Here is an 11,919-nt window from a genome sequence, read left to right on the forward strand (position 1 = left end):
TGATCAAAATGCCCCTGACGCTATTAGCGGCATTGCGTTTTAGCCGAGGACGCCGTCGTACTGGCATGGTGTCATTGGTTTCTATCGTATCTACACTGGGGATCGTTCTTGGGGTAGCGGTACTCATTATTGGTCTTAGTGCCATGAATGGTTTTGAGCGTGAGCTAAACAATCGCGTGCTTTCAGTGGTCCCTCATGGGCAAATTTATGCGGTTGAAGCGCCTTATAATGATTGGGAATATGCACAGAAAATTATCCGCAATACACCGGGAGTTCAAGCGGTTAGCCCTTACGTTAATTTTACTGGGTTATTAGAACGCGGCGTTAACCTCAAAGCAATTCAAATCATGGGCGTTTCTCGCGAAACTGAATCCCAAGTCAGTGCATTGCCGCAATTTATTTTAAATGATGCATGGCAGCATTTTGAAGCGGGTAAACAATCGATTATTTTAGGGCAAGGCGTTGCGAATTCCCTGAATGTGAAGGAAGGGGATTGGGTAACGATTATGATCCCCAATACTGACGCCAGCATGAAAATCCAACAACCTAAACGTATTCGCGTGCAGGTGACGGGGATTTTCCGCTTAAGTGGTTTACTTGATCACCAATTGGCATTGATCCCACTGGCGGATGCACAAGAATATTTGGGCTATGGGGATGGTATCAGTGGCTTTGAAATTAAAGCGACCGACCCATTTGAAGCTGACAAAGTTGTGTACGATGCTGGGCTAAAAACGATGCATCACGTGGTAGTCAAAAGCTGGATTGGTGATTATGGCTACATGTACAACGATATTCAAATGGTGCGCAGCATTATGTATTTGGCCATGATTTTGGTCATTGGTGTTGCCTGTTTTAATATTGTCTCGACATTGGTGATGGCGGTAAAAGATAAAAGTAGCGATATCGCGGTGCTCAGGACATTAGGCGCAAAAGATAAACAGATCCGCGCCATTTTCTTATGGTATGGGTTGTTGGGTGGATTGGTCGGCTCTTTGATAGGCGTTGTATTGGGCGTCTTGGTCTCTCTGAACCTTACGACGCTGATCAAAGGATTAGAAATACTGGTTGGGCATCCTATCTTATCTGGCGATGTCTATTTTATTGATTTTTTACCTTCGGAGTTGCATGTGATGGATGTGGTTTACGTATTAATCACTACGATTATCCTAAGCTTGTTAGCCAGTTGGTATCCAGCTAGACGAGCCAGTAAATTAGATCCAGCTCGCATTCTAAGCGGCCAATAATATCCATGAGAGTCAGTTTTTACTGGCTCTCATTTTTTAGCATCTTAAAATCGAATCAAGGGAGATCGATTCCGCGATATGGCGATGCCCGGCTTTATTGAGGTGAAGGTGGTCGCCGGAATTATAGATTGATTTCAGTTGCTGAGAATTTTCCGCATCACAGACGAGTTGGTCACTATCAATTAACGCATCGAATTCCCCACTAGATCGTATCCATTGGTTTACCGTTTGCCGAATAGCTTCCTTTTCAGATGAATAGAAGTTTTCCAATCCATATTCCTCTTCACATCGTAGAGGAACAAGGGTCACACCGACAACATGAAGACCTTTCTTATGCGCCATCTTAAGTAATTGCTGATATCCATTAATCAACATGTTGGCGGATGGAATGATATCCGTAGGCGCAAGAGCGGTTTCAGCGAGTCCTAGATCATTTAAACCTACTTGTACAATACACGTGGAGATAGCGGGTTGGTCGATGACATCCTGTGTAAAGCGGGATAATGTGCTAATACCAATACCATCTTTTAGTAAGCGAGAACCGGATTGCCCAGCATTAACTACCGCTGCCGATTTTGAGATTAGCCGCTCAGCGAGAAAATCAATCCAGCGCGCATAAGTCCCCATTTCAACCCCATTGCCATCCACCATCGAATCACCAATGACGACCACTGTTTGGCTCGGAACGTTAGGCTGAACGTCGACACTTTCTAGTAGCAGGCGGGAACTTATCAACAGACTGTTTTTATCTGCCTCTTCCCGAGTTCGATTACCTGACTCCAACTGGGAATAGTGGCGCGCATCCCAGTGGAATGTTTTTAAATGGACTGGCTTGGGTAAATAGGTTCGAAGCTCTATTTCGGATAATGCAGGAACTGATTGTATAACTTCATCACTATAGATGGTTTGTCCTGTGGGAATTACGATTTCGCATTGACCATCAAATGTAATGGGCATAATCCACTGCTCCCCTGATGGGGCTTTCAACACAAAATGACTTTCTCCCAAAGTTAAGGGTTGTGTCCCATAACGATTAGAAAACTTAAAACGCAACTTTTGCCCGCCTAAACTAATCCGTAAAGTTTGACGCACGGTTTGATTACACAGCGTTGCGGGAATTCCTACAGGAAGTGGAAAAGCTTCACCGTATGTGGGTTGTGACGTTGCAAGCCATGTACAAACCCACGGATTATGGGGAAATGAATCTAAAACGGGCATGATGTATATTTCCCTAAAATTAATGGATATTTGATGGTGAGGTTAGCGTATTAAACGCGTTCATAGCGGTATGCACCATGCTAAGTAGATTGTCTTTACTTACGCCGTCGCGTGCCTGAATAGAGATGCCATGAAATAGGGTTGCTATATAGTTACCAAGCGCCAGAGCATCGGTATCTTTGGGTAAATCACCGACATTCATTCCCTCTTTTATGCGTTGAATAATGGATGTCGTCCGTGCTTGTCGATAGCTCGCTAGCCAAGACATAATGCTTTCATTTTCACGAGCATAGTTGGTCAGTGATAGCACGACCATGCAACCATGGGGCCTATCTTGCTGCGTATAAGTTTCAACTGCTTGAGTTAATAACTTTTCAATTGCGAATCGAGTATCGGCTTCTTGTAGAGCCTCGTCAGCAAAAGCACCTTCTTGGCTAAGATAAAGTGCAATAGCTTCACGGAAAAGATTTTCTTTTGAACCGAATGCAGCATAAATACGGGCAGAGGCAATGCCTAGTGCCGCCACTAAATCAGACATCGATGTGCCTTCATAGCCCCGTTGCCAGAATACAAATTTTGCTTTATTTAACGCTGCTGCCCGATCGAACTCTCGTGGTCTTCCTGCCATAAATAATTTTCCTCTTAGTGATAACTGAATTCATCGTAGCATTTCTTTGTGGATTAACAAAGAATAATTATTTATCGATTGACAAATAATGCGGGGGCCATTTAATCTATTCATTGTCGATCGATAAAGAATAGATTTTTACATAGTCCCAATAGATTCTCACACCTGAAAAATGGCTTGTGATACTCAACCAATTTTATGGAATAGATATGAACGCAATATTTGACAAGCTATTACTGGTTTTTCTGATGTTTTTTTCTTTACACAGTACCGTCACATTTGGGATGGAGAATATTAAGCAACCAGCCGCAACTGCCATAGCATCAACGATTCAGGCGGATGAAGATAATTTTGAACATCATTATGTCATGGTGAATGGGCTGCGCCTTCACTATGTTACTGCTGGAACAGGTGAGCCCGTATTACTGATCCCTGGTTGGCCACAAACATGGTATACGTGGCGTTATGTCATGACGGAACTTGCTTCAAATGGGTATATGGCAATTGCTGTCGATCCACTAGGTACAGGGTATTCAGACAAACCAGAGAGTGGTTATGATACGGGAGCTGCTGCGACAACATTGCATGAAATGATGACGCAGTTAGGCCATACCCAGTATTCTATTGTCGGGCATGATATCGGTATGTGGGTAGGGTATGCCTTGGCGAGTGATTACCCAGAAGAAGTGAAAAAAATAGCATTAATGGAAGCGGTTATTCCAGGATTAGCACCAGCGCCAAGTCTATTTGTTAGCCCGGAAGAAAATATTTTCTTGTGGCATTTTATGTTTAATCAGGTACGAGATTTACCTGAAATGCTAACCGCTGGCAAAGAGAGTGAATATCTTAATTTTATTTTTGATAACTGGGCGTATCGACGTGATCGTGTTGCCGCACAAACCTATATTGACGCTTATGCTTCACCGGGTGGATTAAGAGCGGGTTTTGCTTATTACCGTGCAATCCCCCAGACCATACAGCAAAATAAGTTACGGGCGCAGAAAAAACTCACTATGCCAGTATTGGCGATTGGCGCTGACCACGCAACACGGGATGCGCCACAACTGACGCTACAGGGAAGAGCAAATCAGTTACAAGGTGCAATGCTTGGTGAATGTGGTCACTTTGTGACAGAAGAGTGCCCAGAACAGTTAATGAGCTATTTATTGCCATTTTTGAAACAATAATTTGATATTAAATAAGGGAAGGCTAGGAATGCTTCCCTTATTCTTATTGGGTAATTTTTGTTACTTAATATTTATTCTTCTTAGTCATTTTATCCAAATAACCCATCACAAAAGCAGATAAAACAAATGTCAGATGCAGGATCACATACCACAGTAATTTGTCATTTTCGATATTTTTGAGGTTCATGAAAATCTTCAATAAATGGATCGATGAAATTGCCACAATAGACGCAGCGACTTTATTTTTTAGCGAGGTGGCATCCATCGTGCCTATCCAATTCAGTTTTTCTTGTTTATCAGAAAGGTTGAGTTGCGAGACAAAATTTTCATATCCAGAAAACATCACCATGACTAACAGACCGCCCACAAGCGCCATATCGATCAATGATAATAGCGTTAGAATCAGGTCTGCCTCAGGAATAGATAAAATATTAGGTAGAATATGAAACATTTCTTGGAAAAATTTAATTGTTAACGCGAGCAGTGCCAGTGATAAACCTAAATAAACGGGGGCAAGAAGCCAGCGCGATGCATACATCATTCTTTCAAAAAACTTTTCCATGTAAACCCTTCAAATTATGAGAATCGAAATTAACAGATAAGGAGTATTCTAACGGTTTGCTGTGACGGGGATAAAGTTTTTTGTCGTTTAAAAGTAAAAAAAATGTCCTTTTAATGATAAAAAAGTTATCGAATCGAGGTTATTGATATATTTGTTTTGCTTTGCAACAGATGATGAGTTTAAGTATGTTACTATCTGAATTATGTATAAATAATATAATATACAGCATTTATATTGATACTCACTTACTGCAAGGATAAAGGATATTTCCGATGTTGCGATTCAGTCGTAGACTAAAAAAAATCAACAAAAACAAATGTAAACGCCGCCAACGAATTCGTAACCGTTCTTTTTACATTGATAGTCGATTGCCAACTATGCAAAAAATTAAAGTGGTTGTCTTAACCGGAGCTGGTATCTCTGCCGAATCTGGCATTCAAACTTTTCGCTCAGCGGATGGTTTATGGGAAGAGCATCGCGTGGAAGATGTGGCAACACCGGAAGGTTTTGCACGTGACCCAGCATTAGTGCAACGTTTTTATAATGAGCGCCGAAAACAGTTGCAGCAAGATAATATCCAGCCAAATGCCGCACATTATGCCTTGGCAAAATTAGAACAGGCTTTAGGGGATAATTTCCTACTAATTACCCAAAATATTGATAATCTCCATGAGCGAGCAGGAAGTCAGCGTGTCATTCACATGCATGGCGAATTATTAAAAGTACGTTGTAATTGGTCTAACCAAGTGTTGGAGTGGACAGGGGATTTATCTGTGGATGAGCGATGCCATTGCTGTCAATTTCCACAGCCTCTACGACCTCATATCGTTTGGTTTGGTGAAATGCCATTTGAGATGGATCGTATTTATCAGGCATTGGGTGATGCGACTATTTTTATCTCGATTGGGACATCAGGGCATGTCTATCCTGCCGCTGGATTTGTCCATGAAGCACGATTGCAAGGGGCACATACCGTGGAACTGAATTTAGAGCCTAGCCAAGTAGAAAGTGAATTTGAAGAAAGACATTATGGACTCGCGAGTGAAGTGGTGGTGGAATATGTGGATAATTTATTGGCTGAGTTAAATGGCGAGAAATAATGCAAGAGTTAGGACGCTGAATCTTTCCTAACTCGGGATTCTATTCAGACATTTTCGTCCATCATCGCAGGCATGGTTATCTCTTTAACACAGGTGGCGTTACTGGTGCTGAGTATAAAGCGAACAGCGCTAACAACATCTTGCAGAGGAATGGATTCGCCATTGTTCTGAGCTATCACTTCATTAACGGGCATTGATAGCGGATATTCTGTAGCAAGATAGCCTAAATTTAAAATAGAGATACCAATTTTATCGTGACGCAACGTTTCCCTCAGAGATTGAACAATCCCTCGTAGTGCATATTTTGTGGCACTAAATACCACTTCTTGGCCCTTATGATTATCTAATCCCCATGTTGATCCGATTAAAATCACTTTGCTGTTTGTGCCTAAGCGTAAATTCGGTAATAAGGCTTTCAGATTTAAGAGACAGGCACTGATATTTGTCTGGATCATCGCCAGCAATTCTGTGTCATCGGTAGATTCAAAATGGTAGTCAGGTGTAAAAGCCAGTGTCTCCCAGATTCCCACATTATAAATTAATGTATCAATAGGTTGACCACCCATATGCTGCTTAATTTTTGAGGCGGAATGACTCTCACTTAGGTCTGCGGCTATCCAGTGAAATTGAGGGTTGTTAAAGGGTGGCTCTGAACGAGAAACACCATAAATTGTGTCAGAGGTACTGGGCAATCCTTCGACTAATGCTTTACCTAAACCTTTACTTACACCATAAATTAAAAATGTTTTTGCCATATTTATTTCCATCGCTAAAGCTGTTTTTATCATAGGGATGGTGCATATATAACATAATTTATAACGTAATCAGTTATTAAAATGTGCATGTCAATCTTAATAGTAAAGCTAATTTATTATTTTTCTTATATATTAATTAATCGAAAGTCGACTATTTAATTAAGTTGTTCAAAGGGTTTTGTTTTTTTGTAATTCATTGTTTTTATGCTGTATTTTTGATGTTAATAATTTTAGATTACAATTATTAACATCTAATATAAACCATATTAATTCTATGGTTAATATTCGGATTGCTACTGTTTTATTAGATATTTTCATTATTTAGCTGCAAAGCTGATTTGAAACAATAATTGATTCTGTGATCTTTCCCATAATATGCCTGTTGATATTTAGGGGGATGAGGTATGGACAAGCTCTTGGAGCGGTTTTTTGAATATACAGCTTTTGATACACAGTCAAAACTACATGCAAAAACAGTACCCAGTAGCACTGGTCAGCTAAAATTTGCCCGTGCGTTGGCAAAAGAGCTTACTCAGCTTGGTTTTGACAAAGTGACTTTAACGGATCAGGGGTGTTTAACAGCGTGTTTGCCATCCAATGTTGATTGGGATGTTCCTGCAATCGGTTTTATTTCCCACTTGGATACCGCTCCTGATTTTTCAGGTAAAAATGTTTGCCCTCAAGTACTAGAAAACTACCGTGGTGGAGATATAGCTCTCGGTATTGGTGATGAAGTTTTATCACCCGTTATGTTTCCTGTATTACATGAAATGATTGGCAAAACATTGATCATGACGGATGGTAAAACCTTATTAGGTGCGGATGATAAAGCCGGTATTGCTGAGATCATTACGGCATTGGTGCGCTTGCAAGGTCAAAATGTTCCTCACGGGAAAATTTGCATCGCTTTCACCCCTGATGAAGAAATTGGGCGTGGAGCACAACATATCGATTTAAAAGAATTTGATGCAAAGTGGGCCTACACCGTTGATGGTGGAGGTGTTGGGGAATTAGAGTTTGAAAACTTTAACGCAGCTAACGTCTCAATTAAAATCGTCGGAAATAATACACATCCGGGTAAGGCAAAAGGTGTGATGGTTAATGCTTTAGGTTTAGCAAACCGAATTCACTCCATGCTACCTGTGGATGAAACACCTGAAAAAACCGAAGGATATGAAGGCTTTTATCACTTAACCTCGATTAAAGGCAACGTGGAAAAAGCGGAAATGAATTATATTATCCGTGATTTTGATTTTGCTAATTTTGAAGCACGGAAGAAAAATATTATCCGTATTGCAGAGAAAGTGGGAGAAGGGTTACATCCAAATTGCTATATCGAACTCACTTTGGATGATAGCTATTACAACATGCATAAAGAGGTGATGAAATATCCTCATGTTGTGGAATTAGCCAAACAGGCAATGATTGATTGTGAGATTGAGCCAATTATCCAACCCATTCGTGGTGGAACCGATGGTGCTCAATTGTCATTCCGCGGCTTACCTTGCCCAAATATTTTTACAGGTGGATATAATTTCCACAGTAAACATGAGTTTATTACTCAGGAAGGCATGGAGCAGGCGGTGAGTGTCATCATGCGTATTGCCGAATTAACCGCTATTCATGCTAAGCGCAATACCTTGAAATAGATTGAATGTAGTAGTAGGTAAGAAGTGAAATGCCCCATTTAAAGTCAATTTGAATGGGGCATTTTGCTATTTAAGGATTGGCTAAATGATTAATCTTCAAAATACCAATAACCACTATTCACCAGCGCGGTAATCAGTGCGATGAAGTTTACATCATCAAGGGCATCGCCTAGATTTTCGTGATTGACTGAGTCAAAGCGACATAAACTGTCCGCCGCTTCATAGCATTGAGTATCCAAAGACTCACCATTCACAAAGAACTGATCACCGACACGTAACGCTCTGAGACCATTTAATTTGAACAGTGTTTCTTGTTGCTCTTTCAGTAAGTTATAAATCTCATCCTGCTCGTAAGGAGGCTCTGGTGGAGCCAAATCTAGCTCGTGACGGGATTGTGAAATAAACTCGCCTAGCCATTGGCGGAACAGGTCAGGATCATTGATCAATGACTGCATCATTTCACGCAGCTTGATTTGCTCACCTTGCAGAATTTCTGCCGGATTATCGCGGAAAGAGAGATCAGGATCGCTATAACGGTAGCTGCCCAAATCATTAGAAATTAAATGGTCAGCAAAGCTACTGATCAATTCACGTGTGTTGGGTGCTCGGAAGCCAACAGAGAAGTTCAACGATGGCTCAATAGCATAGCCTTCGTGAGGAAATCCAGGTGGGATATACAGGATATCGCCGGGTTCCATCTCTTCATCGATAATGGCATCAAACGGATGAACTTGTAGTAAGTCAGGATGAGGGCAGTGTTGCTTCATTGGGATTTTTTCCCCAACTCGCCAACGGCGGCGACCTTCACCCTGAATGATAAATACGTCGTATTGGTCTAAGTGGGGACCGACACCGCCTCCCGGTACAGAGTAGGAGATCATTAAATCATCCATACGCCAGTCAGAAAGGACTCTAAAAGGTTTCATGAGCTGTGCACTTGGATGATGCCAGTGGTCAACAGCTTGAACTAAAATAGACCAGTTTTCGTCACCAAGGTGGTCATAGCTTTTGAAAGGTCCGTGTGCAACCTGCCAATTCCCATCTTTATGGCTGACTAAACGGCTGTCAACTTCATCTTCCATCGCTAATCCCGCGAGTTCATCAGGCGAGATAGGATCAATAAAACGCGTAAAACCCTGTTTGATAAGCAGAGGTCGTTTCTGCCAATGACTGTCCAGAAAACTCTGCCAGTCAAGATTCAGTTTATAATCCATCTTATTGTTCCCTAGTTATTACAAGTCTTCCTAAATAGTATACCGGAAATGGATTGTAAGACAGGGTTTATAGGGCGCCACTTCACAGATTAACTATCTTCAATTACCACTTGTTGTCTAAACGTGACGGCGACACGTGCGCCCCCTAATGGACTATCCGAAATTGTAATTTCGCCGTCATACTGATCGATAATATCGACTGCGATTGATAGTCCTAAGCCTTGACCTGGACGGAGAGTATCAGCTCGTTGACCACGAACGAAAATTAAACTTCGCTTACTTTCAGGCACTCCGGGACCATCATCATCCACAATAATAGTCAGACTATCATGCCCAGAAATGGCGGTGACTTCGACAAACTCAAGGCAATATTTACAGGCATTTTCCATTATATTTCCCATTACTTCCATAAAGTCATTCGGCTGTCCCAGCCAAGTGGTTTCAGGAGAAATATCCACAGTGATAGACACGCCCTTATGCAAATACACTTTATGTAACGCGCTAGAAAGACTGTCTAAAATTGAGGGGACAGACGCAATTTCACGTAACATGAGATTGTCGTCCCCTTGGTTGGATGCGCGGTGTAAATAGTAACCAACCTGCTGAGAAATTCTGCCAATTTGTTCTAACATAATGGGTTCTGCTTGCTCGACCGTCATTTGTTTACCGGAGCGTAGCAATCTTAGTGTGGATTGTAATACCGCCAATGGCGTTTTTAAACTGTGGGTGAGATCAGATAAGGTCGTACGATATTTACTGTAGCGCTTGCGTTCATTACTGAGCAAAATATTGAGGTTACGAACTAATCCACGCAATTCTGCTGGTGGGTTTTCATCAAGGGTTTCTCGCTCACCTTTTTCAAGACTACTAATTTGCGAAATGAGCGACTTAATTGGGCGAACACTCCAATAAGCAGCAAGCCATAATAGTGGCAATACCAGAATTAAGTTTGCGAGTAGCACATAACCAAACCAATCCCAGACAACACCGGTATTTTGTAAGTCTTGAGGAAGCGTATCAACGACGACGATGGTTAATTGGGGAAGATTTTCCGTCGCTAGATATTGGTTAACCGATACTGAGTGAGTTAACGGTTCATCGACATTATCAATATCATTAAGTCGATTACTGTAGTCGGGATTATTATTCAGTAATTGACGTGTCTCATCGATATCCGTATCAATTTCATATAACCCATTCTTTTTTAACCAATCGAGTTGGATTAACCGTTCAACGCCTGGGACTTCTCGTTGGCGCCATAATGCCTGACCATTTTTATCATAAATGATGATCAACGAGGGGTTATTTAATGTGACATTCGGTGGAACACGAATATCAATTTTACCATCTTGCCATTGAACAAGGCTGTAAATTAGGTTGCTCTGGCTACGCATTACGGTGTATGTGGTTCGGTCAAAACTCACTAAATAACCAACCACTGCGACGATGCCATAGGATAAGGTGAGGGCAAGGATCACGGCTGACGTTGCACAAATGAAACGTGCCTGTAGAGACAGAGGCTTAAACCTAAATTTACTCAATCGCATATTAGTTATTCACATCGAAACGGTAGCCTTGTCCACGAACCGTCACGATCACTTCTTGTTCATGGAATTGCTGAATTTTTTTACGTAGGCGCCCCATTAATACGTCAATAGTGTGACTTTCTCTGAGTTCAGCATCTGGATACAGTTGGCGCATTAATGAATCCTTGCTGACGACTTTACCGTTGTTGCGTAGCAGTGTTTCAATAATGGTGTATTCAAAGGCGGTGAGTTTTACTGATTCACCATTGACAGTGAATTCTTTACGGGATAAATCAATAACAAAATTTTCTAATTCAAGAACTTGGGATGCTAATCCGCTATTTCTACGCATTAATGCCTGCATCCGAGCAACTAACTCTTCAAGTTGGAACGGTTTGGTCACGTAGTCATCAGCACCACTGTTTAATGCTTGAACTTTTTCTTGCCAACTTTCACGCGCAGTTAAGACTAAGATTGGAATAGTGACATGGTTGCTGCGCCAGCGTTTGATCATAGATAAACCATCTTCATCAGGTAAACCTAAGTCAACGACGGCAATGTCAGGATGACTTTCATTGAGAAAATAGTCAGCTTCTTTAGCATCTTCAGCGGAATCCACTTGATGGCTTAGGTCTTTTAATTGAACCGTTAAGTGGTGGCGAAGTAGGGCATTATCTTCAACGATAAGAATGCGCATCTGAGAACCTCATAGAAAGAAAGCATGCAAATGATTATAGTATAATTGACATGGTAGAAAGAGATGGGATAAGGAACAAGATCTTAACTAAATATAAGTAAAACAAATCTGAAAAATAGTCTTTTCCGAAAAGTGA

At 41.3% G+C, this 11,919-nt stretch carries 11 protein-coding genes; 4 read left to right on the forward strand and 7 right to left on the reverse strand.

Annotation, left to right across the window (positions count from 1 at the left end; all coding sequences use genetic code 11):
• Positions 1–2 precede the first annotated feature (2 nt).
• Positions 3–1,247: a lipoprotein-releasing ABC transporter permease subunit LolE gene (lolE, locus tag PR761_RS02125; RefSeq protein WP_211207515.1), complete on the forward strand. Its 1,245-nt coding sequence runs from the start codon at positions 3–5 to the stop codon at positions 1,245–1,247.
• A 36-nt stretch (positions 1,248–1,283) separates the two neighbouring features.
• Here the strand turns inward: lolE and PR761_RS02130 are convergent, their stop codons facing one another.
• Entirely contained in the window at positions 1,284–2,465 is a 1,182-nt protein-coding gene (locus PR761_RS02130; RefSeq protein ID WP_154611155.1) for an SGNH/GDSL hydrolase family protein, read from the reverse strand.
• Positions 2,466–2,484: 19 nt separating this feature from the next.
• The gene (locus PR761_RS02135; RefSeq protein ID WP_154611154.1) at positions 2,485–3,093 is read right to left on the reverse strand and encodes a TetR/AcrR family transcriptional regulator; all 609 of its coding nucleotides are present in this window, start codon (positions 3,091–3,093) and stop codon (positions 2,485–2,487) included.
• A gap of 209 nt (positions 3,094–3,302) precedes the next feature.
• Here PR761_RS02135 and PR761_RS02140 point away from each other — a divergent pair, with 209 nt between their 5' ends.
• A complete protein-coding gene (locus tag PR761_RS02140) occupies positions 3,303–4,280 on the forward strand; it encodes an alpha/beta fold hydrolase (protein WP_126436932.1) in 978 nt (325 codons plus the stop codon).
• Between the two features lie 64 nt (positions 4,281–4,344).
• Here the strand turns inward: PR761_RS02140 and PR761_RS02145 are convergent, their stop codons facing one another.
• Positions 4,345–4,842, reverse strand: a complete 498-nt coding sequence (locus PR761_RS02145) for a TIGR00645 family protein (RefSeq protein WP_006815399.1) — start codon at positions 4,840–4,842, stop codon at positions 4,345–4,347.
• Between the two features lie 272 nt (positions 4,843–5,114).
• On the opposite strand from PR761_RS02145, the gene cobB reads away from it, so the two are divergent.
• Entirely contained in the window at positions 5,115–5,942 is an 828-nt protein-coding gene (cobB, locus tag PR761_RS02150) for a Sir2 family NAD+-dependent deacetylase (protein ID WP_115164428.1), read from the forward strand.
• A 44-nt stretch (positions 5,943–5,986) separates the two neighbouring features.
• Here cobB and PR761_RS02155 read toward each other — a convergent pair whose 3' ends face one another.
• Positions 5,987–6,697, reverse strand: a complete 711-nt coding sequence (locus tag PR761_RS02155; protein ID WP_039855279.1) for an SDR family NAD(P)-dependent oxidoreductase — start codon at positions 6,695–6,697, stop codon at positions 5,987–5,989.
• A 404-nt stretch (positions 6,698–7,101) separates the two neighbouring features.
• Here PR761_RS02155 and pepT point away from each other — a divergent pair, with 404 nt between their 5' ends.
• Positions 7,102–8,346 carry a peptidase T gene (gene pepT / locus PR761_RS02160; RefSeq protein ID WP_115164427.1) on the forward strand — a complete coding sequence of 415 codons (1,245 nt, stop codon included), beginning with the start codon at positions 7,102–7,104 and terminating at the stop codon, positions 8,344–8,346.
• 89 nt (positions 8,347–8,435) lie between these two features.
• Here the strand turns inward: pepT and PR761_RS02165 are convergent, their stop codons facing one another.
• From PR761_RS02165 to phoP, 3 genes are all read right to left on the reverse strand, one after another.
• Positions 8,436–9,560 (reverse strand): ribosomal protein uL16 3-hydroxylase, encoded by a 1,125-nt coding sequence (locus tag PR761_RS02165; protein WP_006815395.1) that lies wholly within the window; start codon positions 9,558–9,560, stop codon positions 8,436–8,438.
• Positions 9,561–9,649: 89 nt separating this feature from the next.
• Entirely contained in the window at positions 9,650–11,107 is a 1,458-nt protein-coding gene (gene phoQ, locus PR761_RS02170) for a two-component system sensor histidine kinase PhoQ (protein WP_006815394.1), read from the reverse strand.
• Position 11,108: 1 nt separating this feature from the next.
• Entirely contained in the window at positions 11,109–11,783 is a 675-nt protein-coding gene (gene phoP, locus PR761_RS02175) for a two-component system response regulator PhoP (protein WP_006815393.1), read from the reverse strand.
• Positions 11,784–11,919 lie beyond the last annotated feature (136 nt).

Origin of the sequence: Providencia sp. PROV210 (genome assembly GCF_028479445.1) — a bacterium.
Taxonomy (GTDB): Bacteria; Pseudomonadota; Gammaproteobacteria; order Enterobacterales; family Enterobacteriaceae; genus Providencia; species Providencia rustigianii.

What these genes read in the sequence shown, in the direction of transcription:
- phoQ (WP_006815394.1), bottom strand. Translation starts at nt 11,107, where the DNA reads ATGCGATTGAGTAAATTTAGGTTTAAGCCTCTGTCTCTACAGGCACGT.
- PR761_RS02155 (WP_039855279.1), bottom strand. Translation starts at nt 6,697, where the DNA reads ATGGCAAAAACATTTTTAATTTATGGTGTAAGTAAAGGTTTAGGTAAA.
- cobB (WP_115164428.1), top strand. Translation starts at nt 5,115, where the DNA reads ATGTTGCGATTCAGTCGTAGACTAAAAAAAATCAACAAAAACAAATGT.
- PR761_RS02140 (WP_126436932.1), top strand. Translation starts at nt 3,303, where the DNA reads ATGAACGCAATATTTGACAAGCTATTACTGGTTTTTCTGATGTTTTTT.
- PR761_RS02145 (WP_006815399.1), bottom strand. Translation starts at nt 4,842, where the DNA reads ATGGAAAAGTTTTTTGAAAGAATGATGTATGCATCGCGCTGGCTTCTT.
- pepT (WP_115164427.1), top strand. Translation starts at nt 7,102, where the DNA reads ATGGACAAGCTCTTGGAGCGGTTTTTTGAATATACAGCTTTTGATACA.
- PR761_RS02135 (WP_154611154.1), bottom strand. Translation starts at nt 3,093, where the DNA reads ATGGCAGGAAGACCACGAGAGTTCGATCGGGCAGCAGCGTTAAATAAA.
- phoP (WP_006815393.1), bottom strand. Translation starts at nt 11,783, where the DNA reads ATGCGCATTCTTATCGTTGAAGATAATGCCCTACTTCGCCACCACTTA.
- PR761_RS02165 (WP_006815395.1), bottom strand. Translation starts at nt 9,560, where the DNA reads ATGGATTATAAACTGAATCTTGACTGGCAGAGTTTTCTGGACAGTCAT.
- PR761_RS02130 (WP_154611155.1), bottom strand. Translation starts at nt 2,465, where the DNA reads ATGCCCGTTTTAGATTCATTTCCCCATAATCCGTGGGTTTGTACATGG.